17 protein-coding genes are annotated in these 16,792 nt (G+C 69.1%); 5 read left to right on the plus strand and 12 right to left on the minus strand.

The window, feature by feature from the left end:
• Positions 1-22: 22 nt before the first annotated feature.
• Complete coding sequence (locus tag C6P64_RS09515) at positions 23-898, minus strand: SDR family oxidoreductase (RefSeq protein WP_211296822.1); 876 nt, start codon at positions 896-898, stop codon at positions 23-25.
• A 123-nt stretch (positions 899-1,021) separates the two neighbouring features.
• Between C6P64_RS09515 and C6P64_RS09520 the strand changes: the two genes are divergently transcribed.
• A complete protein-coding gene (locus C6P64_RS09520) occupies positions 1,022-1,735 on the plus strand; it encodes a YebC/PmpR family DNA-binding transcriptional regulator (RefSeq protein WP_105748327.1) in 714 nt (237 codons plus the stop codon).
• A gap of 67 nt (positions 1,736-1,802) precedes the next feature.
• Here the strand turns inward: C6P64_RS09520 and C6P64_RS09525 are convergent, their stop codons facing one another.
• Positions 1,803-3,059, minus strand: coding sequence for an Hsp70 family protein (locus C6P64_RS09525; protein ID WP_105748328.1), 1,257 nt, complete (start codon positions 3,057-3,059; stop codon positions 1,803-1,805).
• A gap of 86 nt (positions 3,060-3,145) precedes the next feature.
• Here C6P64_RS09525 and C6P64_RS09530 point away from each other — a divergent pair, with 86 nt between their 5' ends.
• Positions 3,146-4,072 carry a hypothetical protein gene (locus C6P64_RS09530; RefSeq protein ID WP_105748329.1) on the plus strand — a complete coding sequence of 309 codons (927 nt, stop codon included), beginning with the start codon at positions 3,146-3,148 and terminating at the stop codon, positions 4,070-4,072.
• Here C6P64_RS09530 and C6P64_RS09535 read toward each other — a convergent pair.
• From C6P64_RS09535 to tssA, 8 genes are all read right to left on the minus strand, one after another.
• A complete protein-coding gene (locus tag C6P64_RS09535; protein WP_105748330.1) occupies positions 4,069-5,229 on the minus strand; it encodes a benzoate/H(+) symporter BenE family transporter in 1,161 nt (386 codons plus the stop codon). The two genes, C6P64_RS09530 and C6P64_RS09535, sit on opposite strands and share 4 nt — an antisense overlap.
• 44 nt (positions 5,230-5,273) lie before the next feature.
• Positions 5,274-6,062: a PP2C family protein-serine/threonine phosphatase gene (locus C6P64_RS09540; RefSeq protein WP_105748331.1), complete on the minus strand. Its 789-nt coding sequence runs from the start codon at positions 6,060-6,062 to the stop codon at positions 5,274-5,276.
• Positions 6,063-6,121: 59 nt separating this feature from the next.
• Positions 6,122-7,126, minus strand: coding sequence for an FHA domain-containing protein (locus C6P64_RS09545; protein ID WP_105748332.1), 1,005 nt, complete (start codon positions 7,124-7,126; stop codon positions 6,122-6,124).
• A gap of 12 nt (positions 7,127-7,138) precedes the next feature.
• A complete protein-coding gene (locus C6P64_RS09550; RefSeq protein WP_105748333.1) occupies positions 7,139-7,630 on the minus strand; it encodes an Hcp family type VI secretion system effector in 492 nt (163 codons plus the stop codon).
• A gap of 38 nt (positions 7,631-7,668) precedes the next feature.
• Positions 7,669-8,157, minus strand: coding sequence for an Hcp family type VI secretion system effector (locus C6P64_RS09555; protein ID WP_105748334.1), 489 nt, complete (start codon positions 8,155-8,157; stop codon positions 7,669-7,671).
• Between the two features lie 101 nt (positions 8,158-8,258).
• Entirely contained in the window at positions 8,259-9,803 is a 1,545-nt protein-coding gene (gene tssC / locus C6P64_RS09560) for a type VI secretion system contractile sheath large subunit (RefSeq protein WP_105748357.1), read from the minus strand.
• Positions 9,804-9,826: 23 nt separating this feature from the next.
• Positions 9,827-10,360 carry a type VI secretion system contractile sheath small subunit gene (tssB, locus tag C6P64_RS09565; RefSeq protein ID WP_105748335.1) on the minus strand — a complete coding sequence of 178 codons (534 nt, stop codon included), beginning with the start codon at positions 10,358-10,360 and terminating at the stop codon, positions 9,827-9,829.
• A gap of 63 nt (positions 10,361-10,423) precedes the next feature.
• Complete coding sequence (gene tssA / locus C6P64_RS09570) at positions 10,424-11,530, minus strand: type VI secretion system protein TssA (protein WP_105748336.1); 1,107 nt, start codon at positions 11,528-11,530, stop codon at positions 10,424-10,426.
• A gap of 74 nt (positions 11,531-11,604) precedes the next feature.
• On the opposite strand from tssA, the gene galU reads away from it, so the two are divergent.
• Positions 11,605-12,477: a UTP--glucose-1-phosphate uridylyltransferase GalU gene (gene galU, locus C6P64_RS09575; protein WP_105748337.1), complete on the plus strand. Its 873-nt coding sequence runs from the start codon at positions 11,605-11,607 to the stop codon at positions 12,475-12,477.
• Between the two features lie 28 nt (positions 12,478-12,505).
• On the opposite strand, the gene C6P64_RS09580 is transcribed toward galU, so the two are convergent.
• Both C6P64_RS09580 and C6P64_RS09585 read right to left on the minus strand, forming a co-directional pair.
• On the minus strand, positions 12,506-12,949 hold the full coding sequence (locus C6P64_RS09580) for a DNA polymerase III subunit chi (protein ID WP_105748338.1): 444 nt from the start codon (positions 12,947-12,949) through the stop codon (positions 12,506-12,508).
• Positions 12,950-12,951: 2 nt separating this feature from the next.
• Positions 12,952-14,520 carry a leucyl aminopeptidase gene (locus C6P64_RS09585; RefSeq protein ID WP_105748339.1) on the minus strand — a complete coding sequence of 523 codons (1,569 nt, stop codon included), beginning with the start codon at positions 14,518-14,520 and terminating at the stop codon, positions 12,952-12,954.
• A 28-nt stretch (positions 14,521-14,548) separates the two neighbouring features.
• On the opposite strand from C6P64_RS09585, the gene lptF reads away from it, so the two are divergent.
• Together lptF and lptG are read left to right on the plus strand one after the other, a co-directional pair.
• Positions 14,549-15,679, plus strand: a complete 1,131-nt coding sequence (gene lptF / locus C6P64_RS09590) for an LPS export ABC transporter permease LptF (RefSeq protein ID WP_105748340.1) — start codon at positions 14,549-14,551, stop codon at positions 15,677-15,679.
• Positions 15,676-16,791 carry an LPS export ABC transporter permease LptG gene (gene lptG / locus C6P64_RS09595; RefSeq protein WP_105748341.1) on the plus strand — a complete coding sequence of 372 codons (1,116 nt, stop codon included), beginning with the start codon at positions 15,676-15,678 and terminating at the stop codon, positions 16,789-16,791. Before lptF ends, lptG begins: the two co-directional genes overlap by 4 nt.
• Position 16,792: the final 1 nt, after the last annotated feature.

Here is a 16,792-nt window from a genome sequence, read left to right on the forward strand (position 1 = left end):
CCGAGCAGGCACTGGCCTCGGTTCAGGACAGGATCTGCTTGCTGAAGCGCCACAGCTCGGCCGCCAGCCGCGGGTCCTGCGCCAGCCTGGACGGGGTCTTGAGCGCCGAATCGGCGTAGTAGCGGCCGGTCTCCTGCGGCGGCGCCTGCAGCGCGCAATAGAGCGTGGTCTGCGCGCCCTGCTCCGGGTCGCGCAAGCCGCGCAGCTTGAGCAAGGGCCGCAGCAGCCGCGGCACCTGGCGCCAGATCTCGGTATCGACCACGCCCGGGTGCACCGCATAGGTCGAGACCCCGCTGCCCGCGAGCTGGCGCCCGAGCTCGGCGCTGAACAGCACATTGGCCAGCTTCGAGACCATGTACTCGCGGATGCCGGTCAGGCTGCGGGTGGGCTGGCGCAAGGCGTCCCAGTCCAGGCCCGGCGCCCATTGGTGGGCCCGGCTGGCCACGGTCACGACGCGCGCCGGTGCCGACGCCAGCAGTCGCTCGCGCAGCAGCTGGGTCAGCAGGAAATGCCCGATGTGGTTGACGCCGAAGGTCATCTCGAACCCGTCGCGGGTCAGCCCGCGCTGGCCACCGAGGCCGGCATTGTTGACCAGCAGATGCAGCGGCCGGCCGGCAGCCAGGAAGCGTTCGGCGCAAGTACGCACCGAGGCCAGATCGGCCAGGTCGAGTTCGATCCAGTGCGCGGCGGGCCGCCCGGTCAGCTGGGCGATCTCGTCGAGCACCGGCTGGGTGCGCGCCAGCGAACGGGTGGCCAGGAAGACATCGGCGCCCCGCCGCGCGAGCTCGCGCGCGGTGATGCGGCCGATGCCGGTATTCGCTCCGGTGACCAGGGCCACCTGGCCGGACAGGTCTTGTGCAACAGGCAGGTTCATGGCGCCATATTGTCGGCCCAGCATGACAACTGGATGGAAAGGCCGGGCCAGGTCCGACCGCTGGTGTATAACCGACGCCTCGCCAGCCTGGCTGGCTATTACCCTCAACCCGCGCCTGGATGCGCGACACAACGGAAAACATCAGACATGGGCGCGCAGTGGAAAGCAAAAGGCAAGGCGCAGGCAGCCGACGCCAAGGGCAAGCTGTTTGGCAAGCTGGCCAAGGAAATCATGGTGGCGGCGCGCGGCGGTGCCGACCCGGCCGCCAACTCGCGGCTGCGGCTGGTGGTCGAGCAGGCACGCAAGGCCTCGATGCCCAAGGACACGCTCGAGCGCGCGATCAAGAAGGGCGCCGGCCTCAGCGGCGAATCGGTCAGCTTCGAGCGCGTGATCTACGAAGGCTTTGCGCCGCACCGCGTGCCGGTGATGGTCGAATGCCTGACCGACAACGTCAACCGCACCGCGCCCGAAATGCGCGTGCTGTTCCGCAAGGGCCAGCTCGGCACCTCGGGCTCGGTGTCCTGGGACTTCGACCATGTCGGCATGATCGAGGCCGAAGCCGCCACCCCGGGTGCCGACCCCGAGCTGGCCGCGATCGAAGCCGGCGCACAGGACTTCGAGCCCGGTGACGACGAGGGCGTGACCCTGTTCCTGACCGACCCGACCGATGTCGACCTGGTCAGCCGCGCGCTGCCGGCGCAGGGCTTCACCGTGCTGTCGGCCAAGCTCGGCTACAAGGCGAAGAACCCGGTCAACCCGGCCGACCTGAGCCCCGAGCAGCAGGAAGAAGTCGAAGCCTTCCTGGCCGCCATCGACGCCAACGACGACGTGCAGGACATGTTCGTCGGCCTGGCGGGCTGATAGCGGACCGACCAGCGCCAGCCCCGATCCGGAGCGGCTTAGCTGCTGCGGCCGCGAGGAGCGGGCCTCAGCCCCGGCTGTAGGCCAGTCCCGACGCCACGCCGCCGAACAGGTCGCCCTCGACCAGGGGCACGCCGGCAAACTCGGCCTGCAAGGCCTGCTGGAAGGGCTGCAGCGCCGACGAACCACCCGTCAGGTAGATCGCGTCGAGCTCGCCATCGGCAAGGCCGGCGCGCTGCACGCATTCGCGCGCGCAGGCCACGGTGCGCGCCAGCAAGGCGGCCAGATGCTCGCGCATGCCGGCCGCCGCCATCGACACCGCCAGGCCGGGTTCGAGCTCGGACAGGTCGATCCGGGTATCGGGCTCGCCCTGCGAGCACAGGATCTTGGCCTGCTCGACCTCGTGGGCAATCCGGTGCCCCAGGCGCTGCTCGAGCACCCGCATCAGCCGCTGGTGCAGGCGCAGGTCCGAATAGTTGCTGCGCAAGGCCTGCGCCTGGGCGATCGCGCGCGGCTGATACAGCCAGTTGATCAGATGCCAGGTAGAGAGGTCGAAGAAGACCCGGCTCGGCACCTCGCGCTGCTGCGGCCCGAGATGGCGGAAACCCAGCAACGGCATCGCCAGCTCCAGGCTGAGCTTCTGGTCGAAATCGGTACCACCGACATGCACGCCGGTGGTGGCCAGCACGTCCTGGCTGCGGTCGGCGCGCAGCATGCGCTCCGGCCCCAGGCGCAGCACCGAGAAGTCCGAGGTGCCGCCGCCCAGATCGACCACCAGCACCAGGCTCTCGCGCGTCAGGCGGCGCTCGTAGTCCAGCGCGGCGGCAATCGGCTCGAGCTGGAACGACACCTCGTCGAAGCCGACCGAGCGCGCCGCCTGCAGCAGGGACTGCTGGGCCAGGGCATCGCGCTCGGGGTCGTCATCGACGAAATGCACTGGCCGCCCCATCACCACGCGCCGGGGCTCAGTGCCCAGCTGCTGGCTGGCGCGCTCGCGCAGCACCCCCAGGAAAGTCGCGACGATGTCGAGGAAGCTGACCGCGCGATGGTTGACGACCGTGGTCTCGAGCAATAGCGAACTGCCCAGCAGGCTTTTCAGCGAGCGCATCAACCGGCCCTCGGTGCCGCCCAGGTAATGCGCCAGCGCGTCGCGGCCGAAATGGGTGCTGCCCTCCTCCGCGTTGTAGAACACGGCGGTCGGCATGGCCAGCGCCTGGCCTTCGAGCGGAATCAGGCGGGCCAGGCCCTGGTCGTCGGCCCAGGCCACGGCCGAATTGGAGGTACCGAAATCGATGCCGAGCTGGCCTTGAAGCGTAGAGGTCATGAATTGGGGAATGAACAATGAAACGCGAAGGCTGTCCTTCGCAGGCGCTGGATTTTGACAGCAGTCCTGGATTAGAGTCGGTGCCCATGAATCGACTGGACACCGAACTGCAACGCCTCTACCTCCCGCCCCAGCCCGCCTGCCAGGCACAGCCGGCCACACCGACCGGATCGGCCCAGCACGCCAGCCCCGCGCTGATCGACGCCGACGGGCAGGTACGGGCCCTGGTGCTGGAGCTGGCCAGTGCCGCCGGCGGGGAAGCGGTCGCGGCGCTCTGGCAAGGCCTGCAGAACGAGCTCGAACTGCCGGCGCCCGCCATCGCGATCTCGGGCGCCGGCTACCAGGTCTGGCTCTCGCTCTCTGAGCCGATACCGGTGGCACAGGCCAGGGAATTTCTCGAGTCGCTGCGCCAGCGCTTGCTGGCGGGAATAGCGCCCAGGCATGTCCAGCTGCTGCCCGGCCTGCCGTCCGGCACAACCGACGCAGCTGAGGCGCCCGATACGCCCGATATCCCTGGAACGTCCGTCCCAGCCAGCCATGTCCGGCTGATACCGGCCCAGCTGGACGAAAGCGGCCGCTGGTCGGCCTTCATCTCGCCGCACCTGGCCGCCATGTTCGCCGACGAGCCCTGGCTCGACATGGAGCCCAGCCCGGACGCCCAGGCCGACCTGCTGCTGGGCCTGAAAAGCATGGCACCTGCCGACTTCCAGCGGGCATGGCAGCAGCTCGCACCAGCCAAGGCGGTATCCATATTCGCAGCTCCACCTGCGCCCGCAGCCCTAGCGGGCCAGGCCGCAGCCACCGGCAAGCAGCCGGATCTCGAGAACAGTCCGGACGCCCAAGCCAACACCGCGACCGGCCCTCAGGAGCCGCGCACCGCCTCGGCCGCCGAACAGGACCCCAGGCGCTTCCTGCTTGCGGTCATGAACGACCCGAGCGTCGAGATGGGACTGCGCATCGAGGCCGCCAAGGCCCTGCTGCCCTATTCAGCGCCCCATGCCTTCACACGCTAGGCTGGCGCGCGCGGGCGCAGCAGCACCAGCGCCAGCGTGCCCGCAACCACGCCCCAGAACGCCGAACCGATGCCGCCCAGCGTCAGCCCCGAGGCCGTGACCAGGAAAGTGATCAGCGCCGGCTCGCGCTGGGACTCGTCCTTCATCGCGGTCGCCAGTCCGGCGCCTATGGTGCCGAACAGGGCCAGGCCGGCCAGCGCCAGCACCAGCTCTCTCGGAAAGGCGGCGAACAGCGCGCCGACCGTGGCGCCGAACAAGCCAACCAGCAGATAGAAGACCCCGGCAAACACGCTGGCCAGATAGCGCTTGGCCGGGTCCTCGTGCGCCTCGCGCCCGCAGCAGATCGCAGCCGTGATCGCCGCCAGGTTGATCGCGTAGCAGCCAAAGGGCGCCAGCAGCAAGTTGACCAGGCCGGTCCAGGCAATCACGGGCGACACCGGCACCTTGGCATAGCCCGAGGCACGCAGCACCGCCACCCCCGGCACGTTCTGCGAGCTCATCGTGACCACGAACAGGGGAATGCCGACCCCGACCAGCACGCGCAGGTCGAACTCGGGCGCGGTGAATACCGGGCTGGCCAGCTCCAGCCGCAGCAGGCTGAAGTCGAGCTGGCCCTGCAGCGCCGCCAGCGCGCTGCCCAGCGCCAGCACGATGATCACCGCATAGCGCGGCAGCCAGCGGCGCGCCAGCAGATAGGCCAGGAACATCGCGAACACCAGCCCGAAGCGCTGCCCCATCGCAACGAACACCTCCATGCCGAAGCGCACCAGCACGCCAGCCAGCATGGCCGACGCGATGCCAGGCGGAATCCGGCCCAGCACCCGCTCGAAGCCCCGGGTCAGCCCGGCCAGCAGGATCAGCAAGGCACAGAACAGGAAGGCGCCGGTGGCCTGCTCCATGGTCACCCCGGCCAGCGCGGTCACCAGCAGCGCTGCGCCCGGGGTCGACCAGGCCGTCACGACCGGCGCACGGTAGCGCAGCGACAGGCCGATGCAGGTCAGTCCCATGGCCAGACCCAGGGCCCAGATCCAGGAGCTGATCTGCGCGGGCGTCGCGCCGGCGGCGGCTGCTGCCTGGAACACAATGGCAGCCGAACTGGTGAAACCGACCAGTACGGTCACGAAACCCGCGGACAGCGGGGCAAGAAAATTGCGCATGGTTGCAAGCGGAAGCAAGACGAATCGGGACCTGGACGGCAGGACTAATACCGATTGTCACCGCTCGCGAGCAGGGTCCGGTCATCGCTGCAGGCCACGCACAGCGCCGAATAGTTGTCATGCCGGTCCGAGGCGACCCGCAAGATCCGGGCCGCCATCGCATCGAGCCAGCCCCGGCCCACCGGCTGGCGCGCGGGATGAGCAGCCAGGGTCGACTCCATGCCGGCCTCGTCGACCCATTCCCACCAGCCGTCCGAGCAGAGCAGGAACACATCGCCCGCCAGCACCTCGAAGGCCTGCGGCGACACGCTGATCTCGAGCGGATCGGCTGAGCCTATGGCCTGGGTCAACAGATGGCGCTGCGGATGACTGCGGATCTGCCCGGCCGGCCAATAGCCGGCATCGACCAGCTGCTGCACCAGGCTGTGGTCGCGGGTCTGGCGCAGGATGCGGCCCTGCCTGAACTGGTAGAGACGCGAGTCGCCGACATGGGCAAAGACGCCCAGCTCGCGCTCGCGGTCGAGCAGCAGCAAGGCGACCGTGGCATGCATGTCGTCGTGGGTCGCGCCAGCGGCCTTCTCGCGCCGCAGCGCCTGCTGGGCCAGCTGCAGCAGCGCGCGCGCCTGCGCGCAGGACACCTCGGGCTGGGCCTGGAAAGCCTGCAGCACCTGCTGCACCACCAGCCGGGCCGCCAGGTCGCCGCTGCCATGGCCGCCCGCGCCGTCCGACAGCACCCAGCAGGCCGCCGGGCCGGCTTGCCAGTAGCCACAGGCGTCCTCGTTGCGCAGGCGCCCGCCGGTCTCGGAGCGGTAGCAGGTATCGACTTGCAGCATGGGCTTCTGGGCCGGGATTTGGGATTTGGAACCTTGCCAGCAGGTCGCAGCGCGAGCGGCTACTGGCTGGCAGCAGCACCGGGCGACGGGTGCTGCGCCTCGCGCTGGCTCCGGGTCGCCTCGCGCAACAACTGACCGACCAGCTCCATCAGCGCCGGCGTCAGCCCGGCGGCCTGGCCCAGCGGCTGGCCCAGGCCACGCTGCAAGGCCGCCAGCAGCTCGGCCGCCGCCCGATCGGCTGGCGGCACCTGCTGCGGCGGCACGGAAACGGCGGACGCCTGCGACAAGGGAGACTGAGACTGCGGCGCGGCTGGCCTGGCTGGCGCAACGGATGCGGCTGGCGCCAGCGGCTCCGACTCCCAGGACAGCACCAAGCCCGCGCTGGAATCGCCTGGTCCCTGGCGCAGGCCGAACAGATCGTCGATCGACGCCGACTCCAGCGCCAGGCCCAGCGGATCGGTGGCGGCCGGATCGCCCGACAAGAGCGAAGCCGATCCGGCGGCTGACGGGCTGGACGACGGGCTGGACGACAGCGGCTTGAACGGATCGGGCAGCGGAACGGGTGCCGGCTGGGCGGGCGACGCCGCAGCGGCAAACACCGCAAACGGATCATCGATGCCAGCAGTGCCAGCAGTCGCCGCCTGGCAGCGCCCCGGTGACGACAGCCGTGGCAAGGGCGATGACGGCAAGGGCTGCGCTGACTGCGCTTCCCGCGGCAGCGCCACCACCTCGAGCTCGTAGTCGCCGATCACGAGCTGCTCGCCCCCCGTCAGCGGCAAGCGCTGGCCACGCCCCAGCACCCGGCCATCGACCCGGGTCGGATTGCTGCCGAGGTCGACCAGCACATAGCCCCGGCCCTCGAACTCGATGCGCGCATGCAGCCGCGACACATGGCGCTGCGGGTCGGGCAGATGCAGCTCGCAGGCAGCGTCGCGGCCCAGGCTGCCACCGCGCGGGTCGAACTCGAAGGCCGGCACGGGCTGTCCGGCCGGCAGCGGCGCACCCTGCCAGCGCAGGACGCTGATGCGCAGGGCCGGCACCGATTCGGACAGAGGCGGCGACATTGCCAGTCCTTCTCAGGGCGGGCCGTTGAGCACGGCCTCGAAGGTATGGACGCCAGCCCCGCCGCCGGTCCTGAGCTGGGGCAGGTACTCGACCCGGATCTTCTGGAAACTCAGCGCCAGCTCCTCGGTCAGGATCGTGCTGTCCTCGCCCTCGCCGCCCCGGATGCGCTGCTGCACCAGCCGCGCATTCTCGACCGTGAGGGTGAAGCAGGCCAGCGGCTCGCCACCGGCCTTGCGCACCGTCAGCACCGCCTTGCGGATCGGCTCGTTGGCGCGCAAGGCCGACATCAGCGCCGTGCTCGCGCTGTCGACCCGCTTGGCCACGCGCAGCAGCTCGACATTGGTGCGCCCGGTCGGCAGGCCGAAGGCATCGCCCGGACTGTCCATGCCCCAGGACCAGGAGATCACATCGATTTCCCCCGGATGGGACTTGTCCTGGGACTCACCGCGCAGCAGGCCCTGTCGGCTGCCCTCGATGCGCAGGAAGATGTCGCGCTGGGCCATGGCAAATCGCTCGCGGCAAGCAGTGAAGCGCGGCAGACTCAACCGGCCGACGCATTCTCGGCGATGTCCCAGGCCGCGATCTTGGCGCCGCCCTGCTTGCCGCCCTTGGGGCTCTGGGTCTGGTACTCGAACTTGAACTCGGCGAAATTGAGCTTGAGGGTCTCGGTCAGGCGGTCCGCGCTGCCGCTGGCACCGGTCGCGAGCTCGCTGACGATGACCTCGCGCAGAGTGATCCGGAGGTATTCGAGCGGCGCCTCGCCCGCCTTGCGCACCACCAGCACCGCCTGGTCGAAATGGGTGCCCTTGCAGCAGCCCAGCATCAACGCATGGGTCGCGGCATCGACATACTTGGTCAGGCTCAGGTCCTGCACGCTGACCTTGCCCGATCCGCCGCCGCTGCCCATGTGGGTGGTGCCGCTTTGCGACATGCCCCAGGACCAGGACAGGATGTCGATCTCGCCCTTGTGCGACTTGTCCGTGGACTCGCCCTCCACGCCCTCGATTTTCAGGAACATGTCGATGGCCATAGCCGTTCTCCCTGTTTGATGGTCCACGCAGCGCTGAAAAGGCACCGGCGAGGTGGACCTCGACCGCCGGCACCACATCGTTCAGCCGCCAGCGGTCGGGCTCAGGCCGACTTCTCGCTCGGCAGCCGCGAGACCAGGCGCAGCGACACCGTCAGCCCCTCGAGCTGGTAATGCGGGCGCAAGTAGAAGCGCGAGCGGTAGTAGCCCGGATCGCCCTCGACCGGCTCGATCACCACCTCGGCCGCCGCCAGCGGACGCCGGGCCTTGGTCTGCTCGGAAGAATGCGCCGGGTCGCCATCGACATAGTTCATGATCCAATCCTGCAGCCAGCGCTCCATCGCGTCGCGGTCCTTGAAGGAGCCAAGCTTGTCGCGCACGATGCACTTGAGGTAATGGGCAAAGCGGCAGCAGGCGAACAGATAGGGCAAGCGGGCGGCGAGCCGGGCGTTGGCGCTGGCGTCGGGGTCGTCGTATTCGGCGGGCTTCTGCAGCGACTGGGCGCCGATGAAGGCCGCGAAATCCGAATGCTTGCGGTGGATCAGCGGCATGAAGCCGCTCCTGGCCAGCTCGGCCTCGCGCCGGTCGCTGATCGCGATCTCGGTCGGGCACTTGATGTCGACGCCACCGTCGTCGGTCGGGAAGGCATGGACCGGCAACCCTTCGACCGCCCCGCCCGACTCGATGCCGCGGATGCGCGAGCACCAGCCATATTCCTTGAAGGAGCGGTTGATGTTGACCGCCATCGCGTAGGCGGCATTGGCCCAGCAGTACTTGCCGTGGTCCGCCGCCCCGGTGTCCTCCTCGAAGTCGAAGGCGTCGAGCGGATGGGTGCGCGCGCCATAGGGCAGCCGGGCCAGGAAGCGCGGCAGCGCCAGCCCCAGGTAGCGCGCGTCCTCGCTCTCGCGCAGCGCGCGCCAGGCCGCGTACTCGGGGGTGGAGAAGATCTTGCCGAGGTCGCGCGGATTGGCCAGCTCCTGCCAGCTGTCCATCTGCAGCACGGCCGGCGCGGCCCCGGCGATGAAGGGCGCATGGGCCGCCGCCGCGATCCGGGCCAGCTCGCCGAGCAGCTCGGTGTCGGGCGGGCTGTGGTCGAAGTAGTAGTCGCCGATCAGGCAACCGAAGGGCTCGCCACCGAGCTGGCCATATTCCTCCTCGTAGACCTTCTTGAACAGCGGGCTCTGGTCCCAGCTCGTGCCCTTGAACTTCCTGAGCGTGCGCCCGAGCTCGGCCTTGGAGACATCGAGCACCCGGATCTTGAGCCCCTCGTCGGTCTCGCTGTGGCTGACCAGATGCTGCAGGCCGCGCCAGGCGCCCTCGAGGCGCTGGAATTCGGGGTGATGCAGGATCAGGTTGAGCTGCTCGGACAGCTTGCGGTCGAGCACGGCAATCAGGGACTCGATGGTCCGGACGGCGTCCTGGCCGACCTGGCTGGCCGGCTCGGCGGGCAGGAGGGCATCGCGCTGCGCCAGGGCCTGCCGGGCCAGGGTCTGGACCGCGCGCAGCACCGCCTGGCGGGCTGGCTCCGACTTGGGCTTGAACTCGCGGCGCAGCCGCTCGGCCAGCGCTTGCGGGCCCTGCGGCAGCGCGGGCAGCTGCCCGGCATGGGGCTGGGGCTGGGGCTGGGACGGGAAAGGCAGATTCGACATGGCGATCACCTCCTGGACGGGGTTCAGCCCTGGCCTTCGGTCTTGCCGGGCTCGGGCAGGGCCGGACAGGCCGCGAGCGACTCGAGCCAGGCCGGATCGCCCAGCAGCTGGGCGATCAGCTCCTCGGCGCCGGCCTTGCCGTCCATGTAGGCAAGCAGGTCGGCGAGCTGCTGGCGCGCCAGCAACAACTGCTGCAGGGCATCGACCTGGCGCGCTATCGCCTCGGGCGAGAAGTCGTCCATGCACTCGAAGTTCAACTCGACCTTGAGCTGGCCCTCACCGCTCAGGGCATCGGGGACCTGCAAGGCGAGCCGGGGGCCGATGGCCTGCAGGCGCTGGTCGAAATTGTCGACATCGAACTCGAGGAACTTGCGCTCGGCCAGCGGGACTGCCGGGGTCGCCGCTGAAGCGGCCGGCTGGCCCGACAGGTCGGCCAGCACCCCCATCACGAACGGCAGCTGGACCCGTTTCTCGGCGCCGTAGAGCTCGACCTCGTATTCGATCTGGACCCGCGACGCACGATTGCGCGCCATGAATTTCTGGCTGCTTTCCGGCATATCCATCCTCCCGTCCCTGAAACCCCGAGCCCATGCGAAGCGGGCACATTAGCAGAGAAGCGATCAATCGTCATCCCTGGCGATCTTCGCGCCAACGACCTTCTCGGCCTGATCGAGTCCATCGGGCGCCATGTCGCGCAGCAATTCCAGAAAGCCCATCTGCATCATCCGCTGCGCCCGGCGCAACAGGATCTGGACCGGATTGGTGGGCTCGTTCTTTTCGAGATACTGGCACAGGATGTCCAGCATTTCAACGACCTGCTGTCGGCTATTGATGGCTCCTGGGAATTGGACGGCAGGCCCCTCCCGGGATAATTGCACCGAACTGGCTGGCAACTCGGCAGCGTCGAAACCAGCTCCCGGGAGGTCTGGGATGGGAGCCGGCGCGGTGGCCGTGGCCGCGATCTGGGCCACCGCCTGGGCCACGCTGTCGAGCATGTGCTGCAGCCGGGACAGGTCCGGCATCGACACCTCGGCGCTGCGCCCCCCCTGCCGCTCGCCGCGCGAACAAGCCAGCCGATCGGCCAGGACAGCCCGGATCGCCTCGAGCTGCTGCGGCGCCTCCCGGGCCGCGGCCGCCAGTTCGGGCGCCAGCCGCAGCGCGACTTCCAGCCGGGCCATGGCCTCGCTGGCGGGTGGCCTGGCCTCGCCGGGCAGGGGCTCGAGGCGGCCTTGCGCCAGCTCGAGCTCGCGCACCGTCAGGCGGCCATGCTGGCGCGAGTCGAGCAGCCAGCTGGCGCGGACATCGCCCGCGACCGCGTCGAGCGCCCCGAGAGCGGCCAGCGCATTGAGGCGCATGGTCGGGTCGCCGTCGTCCGGGTCGAGCCGCGGATGGACCCCGTCCCAGTAGTCCTGCAGCAGCAGCTCGATCAGGCCCAGCCCCTGCCGGATGGCAGGGAAACCCTCGAGATGCAGCAGGGCCCGGGTCAGCCAGACGGCCAGCCGCAGGTCCTTGCTGCGCAGCAACAGGGCCTGCGCCCGCTCGCGCACCTCGGCCCAGGCGATCGGCGCGCCTTCGGGCTCGGTCCTGCCACCGTCCTGGCTGCGGAATCCGGGCCCTGGCCGCTCCCGCAGTGCTTGCTCGAGCAACAGGAAGTCCGGGTCGTATTCCAGGTCGGGGCCGCAGGGACAGTCGGCAGACAGCGGCGCGCGCCATTGCTCCAGAATCATGGCAATTTTTATAGCATAGTGAGTGTCAAATCCCAACCGTAGAATCAACCGTCTCCATTTCCAATTAGACACCCATGAACGCACCGATACGCAAGGCCGTTTTCCCGATTGCCGGTCTTGGCACCCGATTCCTGCCCGCCACCAAGGCCAGCGCCAAGGAAATGCTGCCCGTGGTCGACAAGCCGCTGATCCAGTACGCGGTCGAGGAGGCCTATGCCGCCGGCATCCGCCAGATGATCTTCGTCACCGGCCGCACCAAGCGCAGCATCGAGGACCATTTCGACACCGCCTATGAACTCGAGAGCGAACTCGAAGCCGCCGGCAAGACCGCCCTGCTCCAGGTCGCGCGCTCGATCGCGCCCGACGACATGACCTGCGTCTACGTGCGCCAGCCGCGCGCGCTGGGCCTGGGCCACGCCGTGCTGTGCGCCAAGGAACTGGTCGGCAACGAGGCCTTCGCCGTGCTGCTGGCCGACGACCTGATGGTGGGCAAGCCGCCGGTGATGGCGCAGATGGTGCAGCAATTCGCCGAATGGCGCGCCAGCCTGCTGGCGGTGCAGGACGTGCCGCGCGAGCACACCAAGCGCTACGGCATCGTCTCGGGCCAGCAAGTGGCCGAGAACATGCTCGACCTGTCGGGCATCGTCGAGAAGCCGGCGCCCGAAGTCGCGCCGACCACGCTGGCCGTGGCCGGTCGCTACATCCTGACACCCGGCATCTTCAAGGAGCTCGAGAACCTGCCGCGCGGCGTCGGTGGCGAGATCCAGCTGACCGACGGCATCGCGCAGCTGCTGCGGCGCGAGAAGGTGTTTGCCTACCGCTACCAGGGCAAGCGCTACGACTGCGGCAGCAAGCTCGGCTTCCTGCAGGCCACGGTCGACCTGGGACGCGAGCACGACGAGGTCGGCGCCGACTTCACGGCCTGGCTGGAACAGCAGGTCTGCTGAAGCCCAGCGGCCCGGCTAACCGGGCCGCTCAGGCCGCGGCAGCCGCGTCGTGGCGCTTGATGCCATGGCCTTGCGCGGTGTAGGCACGCCAGCGCAGCCGGGCGGCATCGCGCCCGGGCTGGTCCAGGCCGACAATCTCGACCACCTTGCGGTAGCCGGCATAGGCCGGCGGCAGCTCGGGCAGGGGCAGGACATTGACCAGCACCTCGGCGCCAGGCCACGCGACCGCCTGGTCGGCGATCAGGATCGGCGAATGGGCGCGCACAGCGTCATCGGCGTCCCAGCGCGCATGGGCCATGAAGTCCTCGGGCGCGAAGGTCCAGAGCGCCTGGTCGAGCTCGTGCGCCAGGTCGGGCGGCACGCAGACCAGCGCGCTCATGCCGGCCTGGCGCACCTTGCGCAGCAGGCGCAACAGGTAGCGCAGCGGATCGGGCACGTTGAAGTGGAAGGCCACTTCGGGCTGGAGCGACATGCTCAGGCCTTCTTGCGCGCCTTGGCCGCCTTCTTGGGCTTGGCTGGCTTGGCGATATGGGCCGTGACCGGGATCACGCCGGCCGGCTTGTCCAGCCGCGCCGGCTGGTCGGCGGCAATGCGCGCGGCCTCGTCGACCAGGTACTGCAGCAGCAGGCCGACCGGGCGGCCGGTCGCGCCCTTGGCCGCGCCGCTCTTCCAGGCCACGCCCGCGATGTCCAGGTGGGCCCAGGCCTGCTTGTCCTGCACGAACTTCTGCAGGAACTTGGCCGCCGTCACGACCCCGGCCTGGCGACCGGCGACGTTGCCCATGTCGGCGAAGTTGGACTTCAGGCCCTCGGCATAGTCGTCGTCGAGCGGCATACGCCAGCACAGGTCCTGCGCTGCCGAGCCGGCCTCCTGCAACTGCTGCGCCAGCTCGTCCTGGTTCGCGAACAGGCCGGCGCGCACGCCGCCGAGCGCGATCACGCAGGCACCGGTCAGGGTCGCGATGTCGATCAGCGCGCGCGGCTCGAAGCGCTGGGCATAGGTCAGCGCGTCGCACAGGATCAGCCGGCCCTCGGCATCGGTGTTGAGCACCTCGATGGTCTGGCCGCTCATGCTGGTCACGACATCGCCCGGCTTGACCGCGCGACCGCTGGGCATGTTCTCGCAGGCCGGGATCAGGCCGACCACGTTGACCGCCGGCTTGAGCTCGGCCAGCGCGGCGAAGGTGCCCAGCACGCTGGCGGCGCCACCCATGTCGAACTTCATCTCGTCCATCTCGGCCGCCGGCTTGATCGAGATGCCGCCGGTATCGAAGGTCACGCCCTTGCCGACCAGCACCACCGGCGCGACCGACTTGTGCGCGCCCTGGTACTTCAGCACGATGAAGCGCAGCGGCTGCTCCGAGCCCTGGGACACGGCCATGAAGGCACCCATGCCCAGCGCCTCGACCTCGGCCGGACCCAGGATCTCGGCGCTCAGATGCGACTTCTTGGCCAGCTGGCGCGCGGCATCGGCCAGCAGGGTGGGCGTGGCGTGGTTGGCCGGGCGGTTCGCCCATTCCTTGGCCAGCTCGATGCCGCGCACCGTGGCGCAGCCGAGCTCGAAGCCCGAGCGCACCGCGCCGGCATCGGTCACGCCGAGGTCGACGCGGCGGATCGCGCGCGGCTGCGGCAGGCTCTTGGTAGTGGTGTAGACATAGCTGGCGTCGGCCACGGCCTGGACCAGCGCGTTGATGGCGGCCACCGCCAGCGAGCCGGCATAGACCCCCACGGTCTTGAGCTTGAGGCCCTTGAGCGGGGCCATCGCCGCCAGCGCCGCCTTGCGCACCTGGGCCGCCGAGCCGTCGCCAGCGCGCACGAACACCAGCCGGCGCGCCGTCACGCCCGGCAGGCCATAGGCCTGCAGCAGCTTGCCGGCGCCTTCTTCCAGGTCCTTGGCCGCCAGCGCGGACTGGACCCAGACGCTGATCGGGTCCTGCGCATTGCGGCTGGCCGCCAGCACCTCGTCGGCGCACAGCACCAGCAACGCGTCGACTTCCCATTCGGCCGCCTGGGCCAGGCTCACGGACTTGAGTTCGAAGTTCATAATATGCCTATTAGTAAAAATCCAGCCGATGTTATTCCATTCCTCTATCAGGCGAGAGCTCGCGCGCAGCTTCGGTGCCAACCTGCTGGTGCTGTTCACCATCGTGCTGACGATGCTGCTGATCCGCACCCTGGGCATGGCCAGCAAGGGCAGCGTCAACCCGCAGGAGATTCTGCTGGTGCTGACCTATACCGTGATGGCGCAGATGCCGATCGTGCTGACGATCGCGCTGTTCGTCGCCATCGTCTCGACGCTGTCGCGCATGTATGCCGACAGCGAGATGTTCATCTGGTTCTCGGCCGGTCGCGGCCTGGCCGGCTTCCTGCCGCCCATCCTGCGCTTCGCCTGGCCGGTGCTGCTGGCCATCGGCCTGCTGGTGGCCTGGGCCTGGCCCTGGGCCAACCAGCAGACCGAACTGCTGCGCATCCGCTACGAGCAGCGCGGCGACCTCGACCGCGTCAGCCCGGGCCAGTTCATGGAATCCTCGGGCGGGCGACGCGTGTTCTTCATCGACCGCGACACCTCGGGCGGCACCCAGGGCCGCAATGTCTTCATTGCCGACACCGATGTCCACGGCCGCGAGACCATCACCTCGGCCCAGGCCGGCCGCATCGAGTGGATAGGCCAGGACCAGTTCCTGATGCTCGACCGCGGCCAGCGGCTCGAGCTGCCGCCACCCGACCAGGCCAAGGACGTCATCCGCGTGAGCGAATTCGAGAGCTACGGCATCCGCATCGGCGGCAAGGAAGCGGCCGACGGCCAATCGGCCAAGTTCAAGGCCCTGCCCAGCGCGCAACTGCTGCGTGACCCGAGTCCGGCGGCGCTGGGCGAGCTGTCCTGGCGCATCGGCATGGCGCTCACCGCCTTCAACTTCGTGCTGATTGCGGTCGCGGTCTCGGTGTCGAACCCGCGCGCCGGGCGCAGCGGCAACCTGGTGTTCCTGCTGTTCAGCTTCGTGCTCTACTACAACCTGGTCAACCTGGGCGCGAGCTGGATCGCCGCCGGCAAGTTCGACTGGCTGCGCTACATGCTGGTCGTGCATGGCGGCGTGCTGGTGGCCACGCTGGCCTGGCTGGCCAAGCGCCACTACAACTGGCAGCTCTGGCGCCGGCACCGCACGACCAAGCCCAACCAAACCGCCACCGGAGGCCTGGCATGAAGACGCTGCGCCGCCTGATCTATGGCGAAATCCTGGTCGCCGTGCTGTTCGTGCTGCTGGCCTTCCTGGCGCTGTTTTCCTTCTTCGACCTGCTCGACGAGCTGCCCGCGCTGGGCCGCGCCTCGCCGCTGGACCCGCAGCAAATCTATGCGCTGCCGCAGGCGCTGGCCTATGTCGCGCTGCAGCTGCCGACCCGCATCTACGAACTGCTGCCGATCGCGGTGCTGATCGGCAGCGTGTTCGTGCTGGTGCGGCTGGCGCAAAGCTCCGAATTCACCATCCTGCGCACCAGCGGCCTGGGCCCGGGCCGCGCGCTGCGCACCCTGCTCGGACTCGGCGCCAGCTTCGTGCTGCTGACCTTCGCGATCGGCGACTATGTCGCGCCCGCCGCCGGCAAGGCCGGCCAGCTGCTCAAGGCCCAGTACCAGGGCCGCACCACGCTGGGACGCACCGGCGCCTGGCTCAAGGAGCGCCACGAGGACAGCCAGTTCTCGGTCAACGTCGGCGCGCTCGGGGCCGACGGCACGCTGCAGGAGGTGCGCATCTTCGAATTCGGCGATGACGGCCGGCTGCGCTCGACGCTCAAGGCCCAGAGCGGCCAGATTGCCAGCAGCGGACACTGGCAACTGCAGAAGGTGCAGCGCCAGCAATTCGACACCCGTGGCGGCCAAGCCCATGTGCAACGCGACAGCCTGGCGCAATGGGACTGGCCGACCGGGCTCAGCAGCGAAATGGTATCGGTCGCGCTGCTCAAGCCCGAGCGCATGGCCACGCTCGACCTGTTCCGCTATGTGCGCCACCTCGAGGCCAACGGCCAGAACGCGCAGCGCTACGAGATCGAGTTCTGGCGCAAGCTGTTCTATCCGCTGAGCTGCCTGGTCATGGTCGTGCTCGCGCTGCCATTCGCCTACCTGCATTTCCGCTCCGGCGGAGTCGCGGGCTATGTGTTCCTAGGCGTGATGCTCGGCATCAGCTTCTTCCTGCTCAGCAACGTGTTCGGCTACATCGGCAACCTGCGCGCCTGGGCGCCCTGGCTGGTCGCTGCCGCACCCTCGCTGCTCTATTCACTGGTCTCGCTCGGCGCCTTCGGCTGGCTGGTGCTGAGGCATTGAT

The organism is Malikia granosa (assembly GCF_002980595.1).
Taxonomy (GTDB): domain Bacteria; phylum Pseudomonadota; class Gammaproteobacteria; order Burkholderiales; family Burkholderiaceae_C; genus Malikia; species Malikia granosa.

Excerpts from the sequence above, each read along its gene's own strand:
- C6P64_RS09515 (WP_211296822.1), bottom strand. The coding sequence starts at position 898 with ATGCTGGGCCGACAATATGGCGCCATGAACCTGCCTGTTGCACAAGAC.
- C6P64_RS09520 (WP_105748327.1), top strand. The coding sequence starts at position 1,022 with ATGGGCGCGCAGTGGAAAGCAAAAGGCAAGGCGCAGGCAGCCGACGCC.
- C6P64_RS09525 (WP_105748328.1), bottom strand. The coding sequence starts at position 3,059 with ATGACCTCTACGCTTCAAGGCCAGCTCGGCATCGATTTCGGTACCTCC.
- C6P64_RS09530 (WP_105748329.1), top strand. The coding sequence starts at position 3,146 with ATGAATCGACTGGACACCGAACTGCAACGCCTCTACCTCCCGCCCCAG.
- C6P64_RS09535 (WP_105748330.1), bottom strand. The coding sequence starts at position 5,229 with ATGCGCAATTTTCTTGCCCCGCTGTCCGCGGGTTTCGTGACCGTACTG.
- C6P64_RS09540 (WP_105748331.1), bottom strand. The coding sequence starts at position 6,062 with ATGCTGCAAGTCGATACCTGCTACCGCTCCGAGACCGGCGGGCGCCTG.
- C6P64_RS09545 (WP_105748332.1), bottom strand. The coding sequence starts at position 7,126 with ATGTCGCCGCCTCTGTCCGAATCGGTGCCGGCCCTGCGCATCAGCGTC.
- C6P64_RS09550 (WP_105748333.1), bottom strand. The coding sequence starts at position 7,630 with ATGGCCCAGCGCGACATCTTCCTGCGCATCGAGGGCAGCCGACAGGGC.
- C6P64_RS09555 (WP_105748334.1), bottom strand. The coding sequence starts at position 8,157 with ATGGCCATCGACATGTTCCTGAAAATCGAGGGCGTGGAGGGCGAGTCC.
- tssC (WP_105748357.1), bottom strand. The coding sequence starts at position 9,803 with ATGTCGAATCTGCCTTTCCCGTCCCAGCCCCAGCCCCAGCCCCATGCC.
- tssB (WP_105748335.1), bottom strand. The coding sequence starts at position 10,360 with ATGCCGGAAAGCAGCCAGAAATTCATGGCGCGCAATCGTGCGTCGCGG.
- tssA (WP_105748336.1), bottom strand. The coding sequence starts at position 11,530 with ATGATTCTGGAGCAATGGCGCGCGCCGCTGTCTGCCGACTGTCCCTGC.
- galU (WP_105748337.1), top strand. The coding sequence starts at position 11,605 with ATGAACGCACCGATACGCAAGGCCGTTTTCCCGATTGCCGGTCTTGGC.
- C6P64_RS09580 (WP_105748338.1), bottom strand. The coding sequence starts at position 12,949 with ATGTCGCTCCAGCCCGAAGTGGCCTTCCACTTCAACGTGCCCGATCCG.
- C6P64_RS09585 (WP_105748339.1), bottom strand. The coding sequence starts at position 14,520 with ATGAACTTCGAACTCAAGTCCGTGAGCCTGGCCCAGGCGGCCGAATGG.
- lptF (WP_105748340.1), top strand. The coding sequence starts at position 14,549 with ATGTTATTCCATTCCTCTATCAGGCGAGAGCTCGCGCGCAGCTTCGGT.
- lptG (WP_105748341.1), top strand. The coding sequence starts at position 15,676 with ATGAAGACGCTGCGCCGCCTGATCTATGGCGAAATCCTGGTCGCCGTG.